General features: G+C 74.2%; 18 protein-coding genes. 13 read left to right on the forward strand and 5 right to left on the reverse strand.

Going from position 1 to position 18,793, the window contains the following annotated elements; all coding sequences use genetic code 11:
- Positions 1-4: 4 nt before the first annotated feature.
- Both EDD29_RS23735 and EDD29_RS23740 read right to left on the reverse strand, forming a co-directional pair.
- Positions 5-4,795, reverse strand: coding sequence for a salicylate synthase (locus EDD29_RS23735; RefSeq protein ID WP_123666525.1), 4,791 nt, complete (start codon positions 4,793-4,795; stop codon positions 5-7).
- A 45-nt stretch (positions 4,796-4,840) separates the two neighbouring features.
- On the reverse strand, positions 4,841-5,065 hold the full coding sequence (locus EDD29_RS23740; protein ID WP_123666526.1) for an MbtH family protein: 225 nt from the start codon (positions 5,063-5,065) through the stop codon (positions 4,841-4,843).
- 344 nt (positions 5,066-5,409) lie between these two features.
- Here EDD29_RS23740 and EDD29_RS23745 point away from each other — a divergent pair, with 344 nt between their 5' ends.
- Together EDD29_RS23745 and EDD29_RS45625 are read left to right on the forward strand one after the other, a co-directional pair.
- A complete protein-coding gene (locus EDD29_RS23745; protein WP_123666527.1) occupies positions 5,410-5,763 on the forward strand; it encodes a hypothetical protein in 354 nt (117 codons plus the stop codon).
- Positions 5,764-6,022: 259 nt separating this feature from the next.
- Entirely contained in the window at positions 6,023-6,175 is a 153-nt protein-coding gene (locus EDD29_RS45625) for a hypothetical protein (protein ID WP_170201536.1), read from the forward strand.
- Between the two features lie 202 nt (positions 6,176-6,377).
- On the opposite strand, the gene EDD29_RS23750 is transcribed toward EDD29_RS45625, so the two are convergent.
- From EDD29_RS23750 to EDD29_RS23760, 3 genes are all read right to left on the reverse strand, one after another.
- Entirely contained in the window at positions 6,378-6,947 is a 570-nt protein-coding gene (locus EDD29_RS23750) for a vitamin K epoxide reductase family protein (RefSeq protein WP_123666528.1), read from the reverse strand.
- Positions 6,944-7,705: a DsbA family protein gene (locus EDD29_RS23755; protein ID WP_123666529.1), complete on the reverse strand. Its 762-nt coding sequence runs from the start codon at positions 7,703-7,705 to the stop codon at positions 6,944-6,946. The genes EDD29_RS23750 and EDD29_RS23755 overlap by 4 nt, the downstream gene beginning before the upstream one ends.
- A 91-nt stretch (positions 7,706-7,796) precedes the next feature.
- Positions 7,797-8,417, reverse strand: a complete 621-nt coding sequence (locus EDD29_RS23760; protein ID WP_123666530.1) for a hypothetical protein — start codon at positions 8,415-8,417, stop codon at positions 7,797-7,799.
- Positions 8,418-8,669: 252 nt separating this feature from the next.
- On the opposite strand from EDD29_RS23760, the gene EDD29_RS23765 reads away from it, so the two are divergent.
- The 11 genes from EDD29_RS23765 to EDD29_RS23815 all read left to right on the forward strand — a co-directional run bounded on the left by EDD29_RS23765 (position 8,670) and on the right by EDD29_RS23815 (position 18,735).
- Positions 8,670-9,116, forward strand: a complete 447-nt coding sequence (locus EDD29_RS23765; RefSeq protein ID WP_148086065.1) for a hypothetical protein — start codon at positions 8,670-8,672, stop codon at positions 9,114-9,116.
- Positions 9,117-9,368: 252 nt separating this feature from the next.
- Entirely contained in the window at positions 9,369-9,572 is a 204-nt protein-coding gene (locus EDD29_RS23770; RefSeq protein WP_049562746.1) for a cold-shock protein, read from the forward strand.
- A gap of 126 nt (positions 9,573-9,698) precedes the next feature.
- Positions 9,699-11,117, forward strand: a complete 1,419-nt coding sequence (locus EDD29_RS23775; protein WP_123666532.1) for a DEAD/DEAH box helicase — start codon at positions 9,699-9,701, stop codon at positions 11,115-11,117.
- Positions 11,118-11,307: 190 nt separating this feature from the next.
- Positions 11,308-11,499: a hypothetical protein gene (locus tag EDD29_RS23780; protein ID WP_123666533.1), complete on the forward strand. Its 192-nt coding sequence runs from the start codon at positions 11,308-11,310 to the stop codon at positions 11,497-11,499.
- Between the two features lie 463 nt (positions 11,500-11,962).
- Positions 11,963-13,021, forward strand: coding sequence for an ABC transporter substrate-binding protein (locus EDD29_RS23785; RefSeq protein ID WP_123666534.1), 1,059 nt, complete (start codon positions 11,963-11,965; stop codon positions 13,019-13,021).
- A 100-nt stretch (positions 13,022-13,121) separates the two neighbouring features.
- Positions 13,122-13,889 carry an amidohydrolase family protein gene (locus EDD29_RS23790; RefSeq protein ID WP_123666535.1) on the forward strand — a complete coding sequence of 256 codons (768 nt, stop codon included), beginning with the start codon at positions 13,122-13,124 and terminating at the stop codon, positions 13,887-13,889.
- Entirely contained in the window at positions 13,886-14,722 is an 837-nt protein-coding gene (locus EDD29_RS23795; RefSeq protein WP_123666536.1) for an ABC transporter ATP-binding protein, read from the forward strand. Before EDD29_RS23790 ends, EDD29_RS23795 begins: the two co-directional genes overlap by 4 nt.
- Positions 14,719-15,540 (forward strand): ABC transporter permease, encoded by an 822-nt coding sequence (locus tag EDD29_RS23800; RefSeq protein ID WP_123666537.1) that lies wholly within the window; start codon positions 14,719-14,721, stop codon positions 15,538-15,540. The genes EDD29_RS23795 and EDD29_RS23800 overlap by 4 nt, the downstream gene beginning before the upstream one ends.
- Positions 15,541-15,545: 5 nt before the next feature.
- Entirely contained in the window at positions 15,546-16,358 is an 813-nt protein-coding gene (locus EDD29_RS23805; protein WP_148086066.1) for an ABC transporter permease, read from the forward strand.
- Positions 16,355-17,851: an amidohydrolase family protein gene (locus EDD29_RS23810; RefSeq protein WP_123666539.1), complete on the forward strand. Its 1,497-nt coding sequence runs from the start codon at positions 16,355-16,357 to the stop codon at positions 17,849-17,851. Before EDD29_RS23805 ends, EDD29_RS23810 begins: the two co-directional genes overlap by 4 nt.
- Positions 17,851-18,735, forward strand: coding sequence for an SMP-30/gluconolactonase/LRE family protein (locus EDD29_RS23815; RefSeq protein ID WP_123666540.1), 885 nt, complete (start codon positions 17,851-17,853; stop codon positions 18,733-18,735). The genes EDD29_RS23810 and EDD29_RS23815 overlap by 1 nt, the downstream gene beginning before the upstream one ends.
- Positions 18,736-18,793 lie beyond the last annotated feature (58 nt).

Consider the following 18,793-nt stretch of genomic DNA (forward strand, 5'->3'; position numbering starts at 1 on the left):
CCGGTCACGCCGCGCCCTCCTCGTCCATCAGCGCCAGCACCTCGGCGTCGGTCATCGACTCGATCTCCCAGACCACCGCGGCGATCTCCTCGAGCCGTCCCGGCCTCGCCTGGCCGCGCACCAGCGCGGCGGCGAGCCCGGCGACGGTCGGCGCGCCGAACAGCGCGCGGACCGAGAGGGACGCGGTGTCCAGCAGGTCGCGCAGCCGGGCGATGATCGCGGTCGCCAGGACCGAGTCGCCGCCGACCGCGAAGTACTCCTCGCGGGCGCCGAGCCCGTCCAGGCCGAGCGTCTGCCGCCAGACGAGCGCGATGACCTCCTCCAGTGCGCCGGACGGGGCGGGCCCCCGGTCCGGGCCGCCGGCCTCGGCCGCGAGCGCGGCGGCGACGGCCCTGCGGTCGATCTTGCGGTTGGGGGTGAGCGGCAGGGCGTCGAGCACGGTGATCCGGCCCGGCACCATGTGCGGCGGGAGCAGACCGCGCGCCCGCTCGGCGATCCGCGCGGCGACGCCTTCGGGCGCGCCCGGGACCGGGACCACCGCCGCGCCGAGGACGGGCGCGGAGCCCGTGCCGACGATCGCCGCCGCCGCGGCGGACGCCTCGGGGTCGGCGGCCAGCGCGGCCTCGACCTCGCCCAGCTCGATCCGGAAGCCCCGGATCTTCACCTGATCGTCGCGGCGGCCGAGGAACTCGAGGCCGCCGTCGGGCCGGTAGCGCGCGAGGTCGCCCGTCCGGTACCAGCGGCCGCCCTCGTGTTCGACGAACCGGTCGGCGGTGCGCGCGGGATCGGCGCGGTAGCCGTGCGCGACGCCCGCGCCGCCGATCCACAGCTCGCCGGGCACCCAGTCGGGCCGGTCGGTCCCCGCGGCGTCCACGACGCGGCAGCGCACATTGCCCAGCGGGACGCCGTAGGGCACCGAGTGCCAGTCGGCCGGGACGTCCCCGGCGACCTCGAGGAAGGTCGAGTGGATGGCGGTCTCGGTGGTGCCGCCGAGCGCGGTGAACCGGCAGCGGGGCGCGGCCGCGGCGAGCCGGGCGGGCAGATCGGTGCCGACCCGGTCGCCGCCGAGCAGCACCGCGCGCAGCGTCGAGCCGAGCGGTACGCCGGCGGCGAGCAGCATGTCGAGCAGCGCGGGCACGCAGTTGAGGATCGTGACGCCGTGTTCGGCGACGAGCGCGCCCCAGCCCTCGGCGTCCCGCCGGTCCTCGGTGACGGGCACGACCGCGCCGCCCACCGACAGCGGGGCGAACAGGTCGAACACCGACAGGTCGAAGTCCAGCGCGGACAGCCCGAGCGTCCGGTCCGCGGGGCCGAGCCCGTACCGGTCGATCAGGTCCTCGATCGTGGCCATCGCCGCGCGGTGCGGGACCTCGACGCCCTTCGGCTCGCCGGTCGAGCCCGAGGTGAACAGGATGTAGGCGGTCGTCTCCTCCGGAACCGCGAGGGGCCCGGCGAGCGGCGCGGCCGTCAGCGCCTCGGCCGGCCGAAGGGTCTCCGGCCCGCCCGTCTCGGCGAGGACGACCCGGTGGCCGGTGCGGGCGGCGATCCGGGCGGCGCGCGCCTCCGGCTGCTCCACCCCGATCGGGACGTAGGCCGCCCCGGCGGCCAGCACACCGAGGACCGCGGCGACCTGGTCCGGCCCCTTGGGCAGCGTCACCGCCACGGGATCGCCCGGCCGCACGCCGCGCGCGGTCAGCGCCCCGGCGACGCGCAGCGCCCGGTCGGCCAGCTCCCCGTAGGTGACGGTCTCCGCGCCGAGCAGCGCGGGCGCGTCCGGCGCGGTGCGGGCACGGGCGAAGAACCCGTGGTGCAGCAGCGCGCCGGAGCGGGGCCGGTCGGTGGCGTTGACGCGGGCGCGGCGCTCGCGCTGGCCCTCGGGCAGGAACCCTCCGGCGGCCTCCCGCCAGGCGGCGGGATCGGCGGCGAGCCTGCGGACGAGGCCGGTGAACGCGGCGAACATGGCGTCCGCGACGCCGTCCGCCAGTTCGTCCTCCCGGCAGTCCCAGTTGACGAGCAGCCCGCCGTTCAGCTCGGTGATCTGGGCGTCCAGCAGCACCTGCGGGCCCTGGGAGATGATCCAGGCGGGCTCGCCGAACCGCCCGCGCACCTCGGCGTCGAAGAGCTCGCCGAGACCCAGCGCGCTGGTGAACACCACGGGCGCGAGGACCTGCTCGCCGTGCAGGCGGGTGAGGTCGCGCAGCACCTCGACCCCGGTGTAGTCGGCGTGCGCGGTGTCGGCGTGCATCCGGGCCTGGACCCGCCGGGCCCGGTCGGCGAACGCCTCGGGCGCCGAGAGGTCCACCTCCAGCAGGACCGACCCGGTGAAGTCGCCGACCAGGCCCGCGACGTCCGGGTGGACCGGCTCGCGGTCGAACAGCGGCACGTTGAGCAGGAAGCGCGGCTCGGCGCTCCACGCCCCGATCACCTCGGCGAACGCGCTCGCCACGGCCATCGCGGGGGTGACGCCGTGGGCGCGCGCCGCGGTCTCGAGCGCGGCCTTCTCCCCGGCCGTCAGCGTGACCGCGCGGCGGGTGACCCGCGGCGGCCCGTCGGGGGCGTGCGGTGTGCGGGGCAGGTCGGGCGCGCCGGGCAGGGACGGCAGCCGGTCGCGCCACCACTCGGCGGCGCGCCGCGCGGACTCGGCGCGGGCGGCGGGACGGGCCGCGCGATAGGACGGGTAGTCGTAGGCGAGCGGTGGTAGGCCCGCGTCCGGGTCGGCGTAGAAGCGGGCGAGGTCGGCGAGCAGGATGCGGTAGCTGACGGCGTCGGCGGCGACCATGTCGACGTCCAGGTGCAGCCGGGTCCGGCCGCCGGGCAGCAGGGTCAGCGCGGTGGCGAACACCTCGCCCGCCTCGATGTCCAGCATCTGGTGGGAGTACCGGTCGCGGATCGCGGCGAGTTCCGCCTCTCGCTCGGCGCCGGGGAGACCGCGCAGGTCGTGCACGGTGAGCCCGCGCCACCCCGAGGTCTCCGCGACGTGCTGGCGACCGTTGTCGGTGACGACGACGCGCAGCATCGCGTGCCGGGCGACGAGCCGCTCGATCGCGGCGCGCAGCCGTGCGGGGTCGACCTCGGCGCCGTCGAACTCGGTGTAGAGGTGGGCGGCGACTCCGCCGAGCCGCTGGCCCGAGCCACGGCCCACCCAGTAGGCGTGCTGGAGGACGGCGAGGGGGAAGGTCCCGTCATCGTCGGCGGACGCGCCGGCCGCCACGGGCTCGGGCCCGGGTTCCGGCACGGCCGCGGGACGGCGCGCGGCCAGCAGCTTGGTCCAGCCGTCGAGCGTAGGGTGCTCGGCCAGCTCGGCGAAGCTCACCTCCACCCCGGCCTGCCGCCAGGTCCCGACGACCTTCATCAGCGAGATCGAGTCGAGGCCGAGCTCGAAGAGGTTGTCGTCGAGCTCGATGTCCTCGGGCTCTTCCTCGGTCAGCCTGGCGGCCAGGACGCGCAGCGCGCCCTCGGACAGGTCGGGCCCCTCGACCTCCGGGGCCGCCGGGGCCGCCGCCGGGACGAGGAAGCGGGAGACGCTGAGCAGCTTCTCGTTCGTCTCCTCCAGCTCCCGCTCCGGCGTGGACATCGCGACGACGCCCGCGCCCGCCCGCAGCCAGGTCCGGCCGTCGCGCGAGTAGACCGAGCGCAGCACGAGCGCGGCGTCGAGTCCCCCGTCGGCGTCCGCGGCGAAGACCGCGCCGCTGTAGAGGCCGCGCGGCTCGCTCTCGTGCCGGGCGATGAGGTCGAGGGCGGGCGGCTTGGGAATGCCCGAGGCGGTGACCGCCGGGAACAGCGCGGCGAGCGCGTCCCAGGGGCCGACGCCATCGGCGAGGACGCCCGACACCCGCGACGCGAGATGCTGGACGCTGCCGCGCTCCTTCACGTCGAGGAACTCCGACACGTGCAGGGAGCCGTCGCGGCACAGCCCGCGCAGCTCGTCCTGGGCGAGCCGGACGGAGATGGCGTGCTCGAAGACCTCCTTGGGGTCGGCGAGCAGTTCGCGGCGGTGCGCGAGGTCGGTCTCCGGGTCGCCGACGAGGCTGCGGGTCCCCGCGAGCGGCTGGGTGGAGACCGACCCGTCGGGGGCGACCTCGGTGACGGTCTCCGGGCTGAACCCCGCGGCGCGGACGCCGCCGAGGTCGAGCAGGAAGGACCGGGCCGGGTCGTTGCCGCGCCGCCCGGCGACGTAGGTCGCGGGCAGGTCGATCTCGCCGGGGACGGGCACGACGCGGGAGAGGATGACCTTCTCCAGCAGGCCGGCGTTGATGTCCGCGACGGCCCTGGACACGGCGGCCTTGTAGGCGTCGGCGCCGACCTCGCGGAAGGGGGCGGGATCGTGCGGCGGGGCGGCGGGGGGCGCGGGGTCGGCGAGGGCCGCGGCGTACTCGGCGCGGGTTCCTTCGCCGGAGGCGTCCACCGCCCCGTCGGGGCCGAGCACGATCTCGCGCTCGGGGACGAGCAGGTGGAGCAGCGTGCCGGATCCGGCCGCGGCGGCGGAGCCGTGCAGCAGGTGGGCCAGCTCGAACGCGGCCCAGCCGTAGGCGCGCCGCCAGGGAAGCCCGGACAGCAGGGCCGCGACCTGGCGCAGCGGGTGGGGGCCGGTCGGCTCCTCACGCACGGTGCCGCCGTGAACGAGCGTCACGCGCTCCCGGTCCAGCCGCAGCTCGGCGGCGGCGCCCGCCGCGAACGTCCAGACTCCGTGCCGTTCGTAGACCACGTGCGGGTCGGTGGTGCGGCGGGCGAGCGCGGCAGCGGTGACGAGCGGATCGGAGGACGGCTCGGAAGTCGGAGTGGGGGTCAGGGACATGGGGACCTCTGCCTTCGAAGACGGGGCGGGCGGCTCGGGACGGCGTCAGGCGGTCCGGTCCTCGGCCATCGCGGCGATGAGGCTCGCCGGGCGCATGTCCGTCCAGTTCTCCTCGATGTACTCCAGGCAGTCCCGCCGGGCGTCGGGGCCGTGAACCGTCGTCCAACCTGCGGGGACGTCGGTGAACACGGGCCACAGGGAGTGCTGTCCCTCGGCGTTGACCAGGACGAGGAAGGTGCCGTTCTCGTCGTCGAAAGGGTTGACGGACATGGGTGAGGCCTCCTGGGGCGAGCGGCGACCCGGGGTTTTCCGGCATGGCGAAGCAGCCGGTCATCCGCCGTCGCCAGAGGCGGGGCGGCCCGGTTAGGTAAGGCTAAGCTAATCTCCTACAAGCTTGTAGTTGATAGCGGTCGGCTGTCAAGCCGCCAAAGGAGCCAGTGATCGACACTTTTCACCCACTACTACATACTTGTAGTAGAAAAGGGACTTGCCCCGCCCTGACCTCGCACGACGCGTCGGCCGCACGCCGCGCGAGGAACGGAACGGGCGCACGCGGCCTCCCGTGGTCGCCCACGAGACCGGTGGCCCACCACAGGACTGTGACGGACGGTGACATGGCACAACGGCGCAACGGCACGGCGGCGCACCCCCGACCGGAGCTCCTGCCCCACCCGGGTCCGGTCCCCCAGGTCAGGGCCGGCGACCCCATCTGGTGCCGCGACGCCCTCGGGCGCGGCTGGGGCCGTCGCGTCGCCCTCGACGGTCCCCGCTACGACCAGCCCGCCGCCTACCGCGCCTGCCGCCTGACCGTCCCCACCGCGACCGTCCAGGACTGGCACGAACACGGAGCCGCGGCCCCCTCGGTCAACTGGCCCGCCGAAGACGTCGCCCGAGCCGACCTCCCCGTCCCCGGCCCCATCATGGCCACCGGCCTCGGCAGAACCCCCATCTCAAACGCTGAACCGTGAGCGTGATCACACCGGGCATGAGTTCGCGCGCACTCCCTGACCACCGCCGCCCGACTCGCGCGCGGCTGATTTCTCCGTCCATCACGAGTCTGGCGCCTCCGTGAGCGCGGCTGGCCGATCGACCGCCCGCGCTCAAGGCCGCGACGTCGAGCTGTGATCCGGACGTGCGCGGCTCTGCGGTCCGCGAGCGGAGAAGACCTGGGCGTCGGCTCGCGGGTATCCCGCCCGAGCCGGAGCGCGCGGGCGGTCGAGAAGTTCCTTGAGCGGTGGGGGCGGCCGCAGGACGCCCCCGTTCAGCACGGGCAGGTCTATCGATCCGTCCCTGAGCGCCGTCACCGGCCTCGTGGCGGGAGCGGCCGCCCATCCGATGATGGGCGGCGCGCTGCCCGCGGCGGGCGCCCTGCGTGGGTGACGGCCACGCAGACGGGAGCCCCGGCACCGCTCGGGAGAGCAGGCGGCGCTTGACTCCGCCCCGCTGCGCCGCCGGATCCGCGAACGGTTGGGCGACCTCGAAGGACCCGAGGGCGACCGCACCGCGGCTTCGCGGCCGAGCACCCGGATCAGCGCGTCGTAGATGGGGTGCCCGGACAGGTCGGGCCGCGTGGGCCGGGCGGTTACAGGAGGGTGCGCCAGTAGAACCAGAAGCGGTTGAGGATCAGGAGGGCGATCGCGAGGTACCAGAGGACGGGGAGGAGCCAGGCCACGCGGGGTGGAAGGCGCCGGACCCGGACGGCGGTCACGCAGGCCAGGAGGATCGTGACGATCCAGATGGCGACGCAGTAGGGGCAGACGGCGCCGATGCGGTAGAGGGTCTGGAAGATCAGCCAGTGGACGAAGACCAGGCCCGCGACGCTGCCGGCGTGCAGGCCCAGCCAGATGCGGCGGTGCAGCGCGGTCCCGGAGAGCAGGACGGCGCCCAGCGTCAGCACGACGGCGAAGGCGACCAGGCCGAGGAGCGGGTTGGGGAAGCCGAAGGCGGCCGCCTGCTCGGTCTTCATGACCGTGCCGCAGCTGAGGATCGGGCTGATGTTGCAGCTGGGACGGTATCCGGGATTCTCCAGCAGCCGGATCCTCTCCAGGGTCAGGACGGCCGAGACCGCCAGTCCCACGGCTCCGGAGAGGGCGATCGTCCAGGCGAAGGAGCGTGCGGCCGCGTCGCGCCCCGGGTCGGCGGTCGTGGTCACTTCGCCTGCTCCACGAGGGTGCGGAGGGAGCCCGAGGCCAGGTCGAGCTCGGTCCCGTCGAGGAGCGCGGTCGGGGTGCCCTGGACGCCGCTGGAGTCGAACGCCGCGGAGACCTGGGAGGCCCAGGGACGGAAGACGCCGTCGCGGACCTGCCGGTCGAAGGTCGAACCGCGCAGGCCGGGCACCTTGGCCGCGATCTCCAGAAGGGTGTCGGGGTCGGCGAACGCGTCGGAGGACTCCTCCGGCTGGGCGGCGTAGAGGGCGTCGTGGAAGGCCTTGAACTTCGCGACGCTCTGGTCGAGCGCGGCTCCGGCGGCGGCCAGGGCCGCCAGGGAGCCCTCGCCGCCCAGGTTGCGGTCGAGGAAGGTGCCGAAGTGGTAGTTGATCTTGATCTTGCCCTCATCGGCCAGGGCCTGCATCTCGGTGCCCTGGGTCTGCTCCAGGTTCTTGCAGACCGGGCAGCGGAAGTCCTCAAAGAGATCGAGAGTGCGCGGGGCCGAGGCCGATCCGTAGGTGACCGTCGTGCCCTGCGCGTGCGCCGGCGCGACGAGGGGGCCGTTCGCGGCCGGCCCGGTGTCCGCCGTCTTGATCGCGACGAAGATCGCGCCGGCCAGGGCCAGGACCGCGACCGCGCCGATGAGCGCGCGGCGCAGGAGTCCCGCTCGCCGTTCCGCGGCGCGCCGCCGCTCGATCTCGACGCGTGCCGAGCTCTTGTTCCGGGCGTCGCCGGAGGTGTTTCCTGAGGTCTTGCCGGTCATGTCGTCCTCGCATGCGTAAGAGAGCACTGAAGAGTGCGGGGAAGAAGCGCATGGGCCATGACCGGAGGCCGCTGGAAGGCAGGGGCGTCCGTCAGGCCGGAACGACGAAGGGCGGACCGCGGCGGCCCGTGCCGGAGCGCAGGACGTCCTGGGCCCCGCGGACGACCGGTGGGCCGTCGGGCCGGGGCGTCCACGGCCGTTCGGCCGCGGCGGGGACGGCGGCCGACAGGACCAGCAGCGCCGACCAGCCGCGCCACAGCAGCAACGCGGCGGCCACGGCGACCGCGACCACCGCGATCTCACCGCGCCGCAGCCACCACGCGAGCAGAAGGACGGCGGCCAGGTTCACCAGCAGCAGGACGGCGATCGGCCCGGCACCGAGCGCGATCGAGCCGTCCCCGTGCGGGGTGTACTGCGCGGAACCACCGCAGACCAGGTCGCCCAGCCCGGGCGGACAGGCGTTCTGGCCGATGTTGAGGAGCGCGTTGAGCAGCAGCTCCAGCGGCACCAGCACGGCGACGATCGAGACGAAGCGCCGCTCCCCCGCACTCAGTGCCAGCGCGAGCGCGAACACGACGGCGAAGGCCCCCAGCACGAGCACCACCGGCACCGCGTTCCCGGTGACGACCTGGCGCAGCCCGCACGCCAAGGCGACCGCGAGACCGGCGAACAACGCCGACCGGATCACCCTCAGCTGCGGACCCCACCCCATGCCGCACATGCTCCCACCGGGCCGATAAAGCGGGCGTCTGTCGCGGTCGCCGGCGGTTGGTCGCCTCCGTCCTCGTCGAGGCGCACCGGGACGGCGGACGTCGGGCCGGAGCGCGGTCGCCGCGGTCTCGCCGCCCGGGGCCGGGGGCGCTTGAAGGTCCGGGATCTTGCGATCGTAGGGTGGCGCCGTGGCACACGACTCCGGGCACCAGGTCCGTCCCCGCCGCCGCGGAAGCCGGGCAGGGTGACCGCGATGCGGCTGCCCGACTCTCTCGAGGTCGTCCTCGCCGTCGACGTCGACGGGCACGGGCGCACGACTCCGCTCCTGCTGATCGGCGACCCCAACGGCGAGACCGAACACGGCACGAACGTCCTCGTCTCGGCACTGCTCGGGGACGGCTGGCAGCTCGTCATCGCCACGGGCTCATTCACCGCGCGTCCACCGACCGCCGCCTGGTCGGTCGAGGTCGGCGCCGGGCCCGACCCCGTGCTGCGCGGGCCGGGTGGGCTGAGGCTCCGCCTCTACGGCGAGGACCTGCCCGTCGACTGGACGGCGATGGCCCGCGGCAGCCGGTCCGTCCTGGGCGTCGCCGGGCGCATCCCGGCGGAGGAGGCCAGAGCGCGCGCCGAGCTGGACGCCGCGATCGGCGCGGGCATGGTCGTCGCCGCCGCCCTCCCCGTCATCGACGCCGGCCGCTGACGGACCGGGTCGGCGGCCGCAGGCCAGAGCGGGTGGTTTCGTCCCGTTCGCTTTCTGCGGAGACAAGCGCTATAGTCGTCGTTAGCTGTACTGTAGTAGTGGTTTCCATAAACTTTTTATGCGCTCCGCAGGCACCTGGCTGGCGGCAGCGCATTTTTTTTGTTTGACAGGTTATTCCTGACGGGGCCAACTCGGCAGCTGAGGGGTTCGCAAACCGCGGGCTCCACGCACGCCTTCAGAGGAGATTCACCTATGGCTACTGGCACCGTGAAGTGGTTCAACGCGGAAAAGGGCTTCGGCTTCATCGAGCAGGACGGCGGCGGCGCCGACGTCTTCGCCCACTACTCGAACATCGCCGCTCAGGGCTACCGTGAGCTGCAGGAGGGCCAGAAGGTCTCCTTCGACGTCACCCAGGGCCAGAAGGGCCCGCAGGCCGAGAACATCGTTCCCGCCTAAGAGCTTCACCTCCCGCGGGGGCTCGCACGCATCGCGTTGCGAGCCCCCGCGGGCTGTCTGCTCCCACACTGGTTCGTACTTGGGTTCGTTTCCTCGATACGTGCCGCTTCGAGGAAGGTCGATCCCATGACCCGTGCACCCCAGCGCAGGCCGAACCGCTCAAACTCCCCCCGCAAGACCCAGCCCGCCACTCGGCACAGCGAGTTCGCGATGCCGGTCAACACCGTGCCCGCGCTTCCGCCGGTCGAAGAGTTCGCCTCGATGGACATGGCGGCCCCGCTGCTGTCCACCCTCGAAGCGCAGGGCCTGACCTCGCCGTTCCCGATCCAGGCCGCGACGCTGCCCAACGCGCTCGCCGGCCGCGACGTGCTCGGCCGGGGCCGTACCGGCTCCGGCAAGACGCTCGCCTTCGGGCTCGCCATGCTCTCCCGGATCGCCGGGAAACGGGCCCGGCCCGGCCAGCCGCTGGCCTTGGTGCTGGTGCCGACCCGCGAGCTCGCCCAGCAGGTCACCGACGCGCTCACCCCGTACGCCGACGCCGTGCGGAGCCGCCTCACCACGGTCGTCGGCGGCATGTCCATCGGCCGGCAGGCCTCCTCGCTCCAGCGCGGCTGCGAGGTCGTCATCGCGACCCCGGGCCGGCTCGCCGACCTCATCGACCGCGGCGCCGTGCGGCTCGACCAGGTCGGCATCACCGTCCTGGACGAGGCCGACCAGATGGCCGACATGGGCTTCCTGCCGCAGGTCACCCGGCTGCTCGACCAGGTCGAGCCCGGCGGGCAGCGCATGCTGTTCTCGGCCACGCTCGACCGCAACGTCGACCGGCTGGTCCGGACTTTCCTCAGCGACCCGGTCACCCACTCGGTCGACCCGTCGGCTGGCGCGGTCACCACGATGGAGCACCACCTGCTGCACGTCTCGGACGCCGGCAAGCTGGACGCGGCCGTCCACATCGCCGCCCGGGACGGGCGCACCATCATGTTCGTCGGCATGAAGCACGCCGCCGACCGCCTCACCAAGAAGCTGCTGTCCAGCGGCGTCCGGGCCGCGGCCCTGCACGGCGGGAAGTCCCAGCCGCAGCGCAACCGGACCCTGGAGCAGTTCCGCACGGGCGAGGTCAACGTGCTGGTCGCCACCAACGTGGCCGCCCGCGGCATCCACATCGACGGCCTGGACATGGTCGTCAACGTCGACCCGCCGACCGACCACAAGGACTACCTGCACCGCGGCGGCCGCACGGCCCGCGCCGGCGAGTCCGGCACGGTCGTCACCCTGGTCCTGTCCGGCCAGCGCCGCGAGATGGACCGGATGATGCGCACCGCCGGCATCACCCCCGCAGAGGCCCGCGTGGCCGCGGGCGAAGCCCTCCTCACCCGCATCACCGGCGCCCGGCCCCCGTCCGGCATCCCGGTGGTCATCGCGCCCGCGGCCGAGCCCGCCCCACGCCGCACCGCCCAGGGCAACGGCCGCCGCCGCTCCGGCTCCGGCAATCCCCGCCGCGCCGGCGGCCACGGCCGCCCGCAGCGCACCGCCGCCACCCGCTAGACCAGCACCTCCCGCACTCGCGGAGCGGCGCGCACCCCACCGGGGTGCGCGCCGCTCCGGCTTCCAGCCCCGCATCAGACGGCCCCGCCTTCGCTCACCGCGTCATGAGCCCCCACCCGGCCGAGCCCTTCCCGTCGACCGCGCCCGCCCTGACGGCGACGTCGGCCGGTCGGCGATGCCGCGGGGAGGGATGTGCGACCTCGCGCGTTCCCTCACCGCGACCGAGGACATGGTCTGGACGGCGGCCTTCACCGAACTGCGCGGCTACGCGTTCTCCGACCTCCTGGCGGGCCGCGTCGCGGAGCCGAAGATCCGCGTCGCCCGAGGGCGAGGGCTGCCGACCCGCGGCGATGCCACGATGAACGTCGGTAGGCGACGGTGAACCCGATCCCTTGAGGTGGCTCTCTCAAGGCCGGGGACCTCGACGCGGCCTCTCCCTGGGCGGCGGTCCGTTCCGCCCGATCATCGCGTCGTGGGGCGGCTCCACCGGCCGGAAGGGAGCGGCGTGCCCGGAGATCTCGGCGATCGGTCCTGCCACCGACTTCCAAGCCCCATGGTCCGCCTTCGCCGACCGCTTCTTCACGGGCTGACCCACCGTCATCCGACCTTGTGTCGGCGGTGCTCGCCGCGCGAGGTCCGAGGGCGTTCTCGGGCTCCGTGTTGCCCCGTTGTTTCGGCCCGTTTATCCGGCTGTTGCGGTGTGGACGTTCTGTCAAGGCTCTGGGTCCTTCCACCGATGGATCGCTCATTGCGGGCGCCTCGGGCGCGTTGCGAGGCTTGTCGTGCGGCCGGAAGACCCTCTCTGGCCTGCAGCTTCCGTCGCAGATGTCCGCTGGAGGATTTACATGAACAGGTCACGTGGGGCGCGCGGCGGTGTGCACGGGCGGCGCGAGGTCCTCAGGCTCTTCGGCGCGGGCGCCGGAGTGCTCGCCGCGGGCGGGCTGCTGTCCGCCTGCGGCGGAGAGTCGTCGGGCGGTACGTCGTCGGACGGCACCCTCACCGTCAAGGACCAGCTCGGCTGGCTGAAGCTCACCCAGTACGGCGGGTTCTACGCCGCCGAGAAGAAGGGCTACTACGCCGCGGAGAAGATCTCCACCACCTTCACCGCGGGCGGCCCCAACATCCTCGCCTGGCAGCAGATCGCCTCCGGTCGTGCCATGACCGGCGACGACGACAACACCAACGTCCTCGTCGCCGCCGCCAAGGGCAGGCCCCTGGTCGTCTACGGCGCGATCTTCCAGACGTCGCCGTTCGCGATCATCAGCAAGAAGAGCGACCCGATCACCGGCATCGAGGACTTCGCGGGCCGCACCATCGCCGTCACCGAGGCCTCCCGCCAGCAGTTCGAGTCCCTGGTGAAGAAGGCCGGCGTCAAGAACGTCACCTTCGTGCCGGCGGGCACCGACCCCACCCAGCTCACCACCGGCCAGGCCTCCGGTTACTCCGGCTACGCCACCTCCCAGGCGGTGGCCCTCCAGCAGCAGGGCGTCGAGGTGAACGTGCTCTACCTGGAGGACCTCGGCGTCAAGAGCTACGGCAACGTCCTGGTCACCACGCGGGACCAGCTGGACGACCACCACGACGACCTGGTCCGCTTCCTGCGCGCCACCATCAAGGGCCACGAGTACATGAACGCCAACCCCGCCGAGATCGGCGGGCTCGTGGCGACCGACTGGAACTCGGGCGGCCTGAAGGCCGCGGACGAGGTGGCCACCGCCGAGTTCCAGAAGGACCTCATCGCCTCGCCCAAGGGCGTCCTTCAGGTCGACCCGGCGAAGATGCAGGAGATCATCGACGGCCTGGTGGAGGTGGGCACGCTGTCGAAGTCGCTCAAGGCCTCCGACGTCGTCGACACCTCCGTGCTGGAAGCCGCCTACGGCGGGCGCACCTCCCTCCTGTCCTGAGCCCGCGCCCCGGGCGCCGCCTCCCCGCGGCGGCCCGGGAACGCCGCCGCCTGTGCGCCGCACCGCACAGGACCGATCACCCGAACGAAGCGGAGCACCCGTGATCATCGACGCGTACAACAACGTCTGGCAGGCCGGGGGAACCTCGGACTACCTGACCGCCGAGTCCTACACCCCGGAGAACATGATCGCGTCGATGGACGCGGCCGGCGTCGACATGGCGGTGGGCTGCTCCCTCGGGCAGATGATCGACAACGCGTTCATCTCCCGCACGGTCGCGGCGTACCCGGACCGGATCGTCGGCTTCGGCCAGGTCGACCCGCGCCGCCCCGACGCCGTCGAGACGGTCACCGCGTGCGCTCAGGAGTACGGGCTGCGCGGGCTGAAGCTCCACCCCACCATGCACGGCTACCACTTCGCCGACCATGGACTGCTCGACCCGATCTTCGAGGCCTGCCGGGAGAACGGCCTGATGATCCTGGTGAACGCGCTGGACGATCCGTTCTGCGCGCCGCTGTCCATCGAGGAGATCTCCCGGTCGTTCCCCGAGGTGCCGCTGCTGATCGCGCACATGGGGACGATCTGGAACGTCAACGAGGCCATCCTGGTGGCCGAGCGCAACGAGCACATCTACCTGGAGACCTCCGGCACCCAGCTCATCGAGGTCCAGATGGCCTACAAGCGGCTCGGCGCGGGCCGGCTGGTCATGGGCACCGACTGGCCCGGCAGCCACTTCGACCTGGAACGCGCGAAGATCGCCCGGGCGATCCCCGACGAGAAGGACCGGGCCCTGGTCGAGGGCGCCAACCTCGCCCGGCTGCTGGGCCTGACCGACCGGGCCGCGGGCGCGGAAGCGGGCCGGGTATGAGCCCCTCGAAGGGCGCCCTTCCGGCCCCCGTGCCGCGCACCGCCGACGGCGGAACGGGGGTCGTCCGCGCCACCGGCATCGGCAAGCGGTTCGACGTCGGCGGCGGCGACTTCACCGCACTGGACGGCATCGCCCTCACCGTCCGCGAAGGCAGCTTCTGCAGCCTCATCGGCCCGTCCGGCTGCGGGAAGTCCACCCTTCTGCGCATCCTGTCGGACGTCGTGCCGCCCACCACCGGCACCGTCGAGATCTTCGGCCGCTCCCCCGCCGAGGCGCGCGGCGAAAGCGAGTTCGGCTTCGTCTTCCAGGACCCGGTGCTCCTGCCCTGGCGCACCGCCCAGGCCAACGTGGAGCTGCCCCTCCAGGTCACCGGTGTGCCGAAGGCCGAGCGCCGCGAGCGCGCCGCCGAGCTGCTGCGGCTGGTCGGCCTGGAGGGCTTCGAGAAGGCCCTGCCCGCGAAGCTGTCCGGCGGCATGGCCCGCCGGGTGGCGATCGCCCGCGCGCTGATCCTCAAGCCCCGGCTGCTCTTCCTCGACGAGCCGTTCAACGGCCTCGACGAGATCCGCCGCCGCCAGATGAACGACGAACTCCAGCGGATCTGGATGAGCACCGGCACCACCGCGGTCCTGGTCACCCACAACGTCTCCGAAGCGGTGTTCCTGTCCGACCAGGTCCTGGTCATGGGCCGCGGCCCCGGCCGCGTCATCGCCGAACTGGACATCGACCTGCCTCGCCCGCGCACCGCCGAGACCATGCTGCTGCCGCGGTTCACCGAGTACGAGCGCACGCTGACCGCCCTGCTGACCGACGCCTACGCGGGAGCCGGTCTGTGAGCCGGCGCCGCGCGGCCGGGACCGACGTCCTCGGCCGGCACGCGATGAGCCGCCGCGCCTCCCTGCTGATCGGGGTGGCCGTCTACGCCGTCCTCCTCGCCGCCTGGGAGCTCTACGGCCGCTCCGCCTACCGACCGGGCGGGGCGTTCCCGCCGCCGTCCAGGATCCTCGGCGTCCTCTGGGACGGCCGGGACGGCTACGTCCGCAACACCTGGGCCACCGTCGGCGAGGCCGCGGCCGGGTTCGCCGGAGGGGTGCTCCTCGCCGTGCTGCTCGCCCTGGTCATGGACCGGTTCCGGGCGGTCGGCGACGGACTGCACCGCCTCGCCCTGATGCTCTACAGCATCCCGGTGATCGGCCTCGCGCCCGCCCTCGTCGCCTGGCTCGGGCTCGGCTTCACCTCCAAGGCGGTGGTGGCGCTGCTCGCCGCGTTCTTCCCCGTCCTGGTCAACCTGGCGGGCGCGCTGCGCGCCACCGACCCCCGGGTGCGGGAGCTGGGCAGGATCCTCGCCCTCGGCCGGACGAAGGAGCTGCTGCGGCTCCGGCTGCCGTACGCGCTGCCCGCGCTCGTGGCGTCCCTGAAGATCGCCGCGCCCGCCGCGTTCATCGGCGCCATGATCGCCGAGTGGGTCGGCGCCGACCAGGGCCTCGGACTCGCCCTGCTGTACGCGATGTTCGGCTACCAGATGCCCGAGATGTGGGCCGCGCTCGTGCTGTCGACCGCCGTCACCGGGCTGCTGGCCGCGCTGTTCGGCGGCCTCGCCCGGATCGCCACCCCGTGGCACGCCTCGGTCGGCACGGCGGGAGAGGGACGGTGACCGTCATGAACCCCTCGCGCCCGGCCACCGCGACCGCCGCGGCCACGCCCGGCCGCCGGGCGGCCCGCGTCCTGCGCCGCCTGCGCGAACCCCTCGTGTCCGCCACGGTGTTCGGCCTCGCGATCCTCGGGTGGGAGGTCGGCGTACGCGTCACCGGCACCCCCGACTACGCGCTCCCCGCCCCCAGCCTGATCGTCTCCACCGCGGACTGGGCGGGTGTGCTGACCGCCGCCCGGGACACCGTGGGCTCGGTCCTGATGGGATTCGCCGCCGGCAACGCGGCCGGACTGCTCCTCGCCCTGCTCATTTCCGCGTCCCCGCTGCTGGCCGCGGTCCTCTACCCCCTCGCGCTCACCGTGCGGGCCGTTCCGGTGGTGGCGCTCGCCCCCTTCATCACCCTGGTCGCGGGCCGGGGCGCCGCCCCCACCGTCGTGGTCGCCGCCCTGATCGTGTTCTTCCCCACCCTGGTCAACGTGCTGCTCGGGCTGCGCTCGGTGGAGCGCGAGGCGCTGGAGCTGATGCACGTGCTCAACTGCCGCGCCAGGACGGTCTACTGGCGGGTCCGGCTGCCCGCCGCGATGCCCGCCTTCTTCGACTCGCTGCGGATCGCCGCGCCCTCCGCGGTGCTCGGCGTGATGACCGCGGAGTGGCTGATCGGCGGCGACGGCCTCGGCAAGCTCGTCATCAGCACGGCGCTGTCCCAGGACACCGCCACGATGTGGGGCGCGATCCTCGCCTCGTCCGCCGTCGCGGGCCTGGTGTACGCCGCCATCACCCTCGCCGAGCGCCGCCTGCTGCCCTGGGCGGTGCGCCGATGACCCGCCCGCCGGCCGACGGCCCCCTGCTGCTGCGCTGCCGCACCCTGGTCGCCGACGCCGCGTCCGCGCCGCTGGCCGACGCCGGAGTGCTGGTGGACGCCACCGGCACCGTGACCCGGGTGGCGCCCTACGCGCTGCTGGCCGACAAGGCGCCCGCCGCCCGCACCGAGGTCCTGGACGGCGTGGTCCTGCCCGCCTTCACCGACGCGCACAGCCATCTGCGGGCGCTGCCCCTGGCCGAGCAGGACGTCGCCGACGCCGACCTGGAGAGCTGGGTCGTCCGGCTGACCGGCGCCACCGCGCTCGACCCCGGCGACGACGCCCTCGTCGCCGCGGACGGTCTGACGGCCACCGGGGTGACGACCGTGCAGGCCGTCCACCACACCTTCGCCGGGCCCGAGGAGTACACCGCCTCGGTGACCGCGGTCGCGCGGGAGCTGGTCCTGTCCGGGCTGCGGGCCCAGCTCGCCGTCGGCCTCACCGACCAGGCCGAGTTCTCCCCGGAAACCGCCTCCGGGACTCGGGGAACTCCCGCGGCGCCGCACCGCGGTCTGCGCCCCGACCGGCTCCCTCCCCTGCTCGCCGGGCTCCTCCGGTCCGCCGGACGGTGGCCCGGCGTACGGATCGCCCTCGCGCCGGTGGCCCCCCAGTGGTGCTCCGATGAGGCGCTCGACGCGCTGCGCCGCTGCGCGGCCGACGGCGTGCGGCTGCACACCCATCTGCTGGAGAGCCCCCACCAGCGCGGCTGGCTCGCCGACGGCGACGACCCGGTGGCCCGGCTCGACCGGCACCGGCTGCTGGGCCCCGGCACCTCGGCCGCCCACGGCGTCTGGCTCACCGACGCCGAGACCGCCCTGCTCGCGGAGCGCGGCACGGCGCTCGTGCACTGCCCCACGTCCAATCTGCGGCTCGGCTCCGGCGACGCCCGGGTCCGGTCCTGGCTCGACGCCGGGGCGGCCGTCGCGCTGGGCCTGGACAGCCAGCACCAGGGGCCGCCCGACATGTTCGCCGAGATGCGCGCCGCGCTGGCCGCGGCCGAACGCGCCGGAGGTCCGCTGACCTCCCGGGAAGTGCTCGCCATGGCCACCGAGGGCGGGGCCGCCGCGACCGGGAACACCGGCCGCCTCGGCCGGATCGCCCCGGGCCACCGCGCGGACCTGGTGTGCGTCGCGGTCCCCGGCGGCATCGGCACCGACCCCGTGGAGCACGTCGTCCACGAGGCGACGCACCGCGACGTCAGCGACGTGCTGCGAGCCGGGCGCTGGCTGGTCGGGGCGGGGGTGACCCTGCGCGGGGCCGAGGCGAACGCCGCCCGGACCAGGCTCCGGGCGGCCCTCTTCGCCGACCGGGCCGCCCGAGCGCGCCGGATGGCCGCCCTCGCCCCGACGGAGGCGGCCCTGCGCGCCCTGCTGGACGACACGAACACACGACGGCTCCCGCCGAACGACCGCACCGAGCGGTACGCGCGGACCCGGGACCGGGGGGAGGCATGATGCCGGTCCTGCACGCGCCCGCCGCGCCGGTCCTGGCCGCGGGCTGCGCACTGGGCGAGGGGCCCGCCTGGGACGACGCCACCGGTGAACTGCACTGGGCGGACATCCCGTCCGGCCGGCTCCACCGCTACCACCCGCCGACCGGCAAGGCCCGGCACCGCGACTTCGGGCACACGGTGAGCGCCGTCCTGCCCCGCGCCGGAGGCGGCCACGCGGTCGCCGCCCGGCACGGCCTCCTGGTCCTCGACGGGGAGGGCCGCACCGAGCGGACCGTCGCCGTACCCGGCGAACCCGAGGGCAACCGGCTCGGCGACGCCGGGGTGGACCCCGCCGGACGGCTCTGGTTCGGCACCCTCGACCTCGACATGCTGCCCGGCCGCGGCGCCCTGTACCGGCTCGACCCCGGTGCCGAGGCGCCCCGCCGGATCCTGTCGGCCACCAGCGTCGCCAACGGCCTCGGCTGGTCCCCGGACGGAGCCCGGATGTACTTCATCGACAGCGCCACCCGCCGCGTCGACGTCCTCGACTACGACCCCGCCACCGGCGAGGCCACCGGGCGGCGCCCCTGGGCGACCGTCGAGGACGAGGCGGGCGTGCCCGACGGGCTCGCCGTCGACGCCGAGGGCGGGGTGTGGGTCGCCCTCTGGCGCGGCGGCCAGGTCCGCCGCTACGGCCCGGACGGGACCCACGACATGACCCTTCCGCTCCCGGTCAGCCAGGTCACCAGCTGCGCGTTCGGCGGCCCCGGCCTCGGGCTGCTCTATGTCACCACCGGCCGGGTCGGCATGAGCGACCGCCGGCTGGCCGCCGAGCCCGCCGCGGGCGCCGTGTTCGCCGCCGACGTAGGCGTCCCCGGCCTGCCGGTGCCGCCCTGCGCGGTCTGACCGGTGCGGGAGGACGGGATGAGCACGCCGTGCCACGGGACGCACGGACCGACGGACA

The sequence above is a fragment of the Actinocorallia herbida genome, assembly GCF_003751225.1.
In the GTDB taxonomy this organism is placed as follows: domain Bacteria; phylum Actinomycetota; class Actinomycetes; order Streptosporangiales; family Streptosporangiaceae; genus Actinocorallia; species Actinocorallia herbida.

What these genes read in the sequence shown, in the direction of transcription:
- EDD29_RS23780 (WP_123666533.1), top strand. Translation starts at nt 11,308, where the DNA reads ATGTGCGACCTCGCGCGTTCCCTCACCGCGACCGAGGACATGGTCTGG.
- EDD29_RS23785 (WP_123666534.1), top strand. Translation starts at nt 11,963, where the DNA reads ATGAACAGGTCACGTGGGGCGCGCGGCGGTGTGCACGGGCGGCGCGAG.
- EDD29_RS23810 (WP_123666539.1), top strand. Translation starts at nt 16,355, where the DNA reads ATGACCCGCCCGCCGGCCGACGGCCCCCTGCTGCTGCGCTGCCGCACC.
- EDD29_RS23805 (WP_148086066.1), top strand. Translation starts at nt 15,546, where the DNA reads ATGAACCCCTCGCGCCCGGCCACCGCGACCGCCGCGGCCACGCCCGGC.
- EDD29_RS23745 (WP_123666527.1), top strand. Translation starts at nt 5,410, where the DNA reads ATGGCACAACGGCGCAACGGCACGGCGGCGCACCCCCGACCGGAGCTC.
- EDD29_RS23740 (WP_123666526.1), bottom strand. Translation starts at nt 5,065, where the DNA reads ATGTCCGTCAACCCTTTCGACGACGAGAACGGCACCTTCCTCGTCCTG.
- EDD29_RS23770 (WP_049562746.1), top strand. Translation starts at nt 9,369, where the DNA reads ATGGCTACTGGCACCGTGAAGTGGTTCAACGCGGAAAAGGGCTTCGGC.
- EDD29_RS23735 (WP_123666525.1), bottom strand. Translation starts at nt 4,795, where the DNA reads ATGTCCCTGACCCCCACTCCGACTTCCGAGCCGTCCTCCGATCCGCTC.
- EDD29_RS23795 (WP_123666536.1), top strand. Translation starts at nt 13,886, where the DNA reads ATGAGCCCCTCGAAGGGCGCCCTTCCGGCCCCCGTGCCGCGCACCGCC.
- EDD29_RS23755 (WP_123666529.1), bottom strand. Translation starts at nt 7,705, where the DNA reads ATGACCGGCAAGACCTCAGGAAACACCTCCGGCGACGCCCGGAACAAG.
- EDD29_RS23775 (WP_123666532.1), top strand. Translation starts at nt 9,699, where the DNA reads ATGACCCGTGCACCCCAGCGCAGGCCGAACCGCTCAAACTCCCCCCGC.
- EDD29_RS23815 (WP_123666540.1), top strand. Translation starts at nt 17,851, where the DNA reads ATGCCGGTCCTGCACGCGCCCGCCGCGCCGGTCCTGGCCGCGGGCTGC.
- EDD29_RS23760 (WP_123666530.1), bottom strand. Translation starts at nt 8,417, where the DNA reads ATGGGGTGGGGTCCGCAGCTGAGGGTGATCCGGTCGGCGTTGTTCGCC.
- EDD29_RS23765 (WP_148086065.1), top strand. Translation starts at nt 8,670, where the DNA reads ATGCGGCTGCCCGACTCTCTCGAGGTCGTCCTCGCCGTCGACGTCGAC.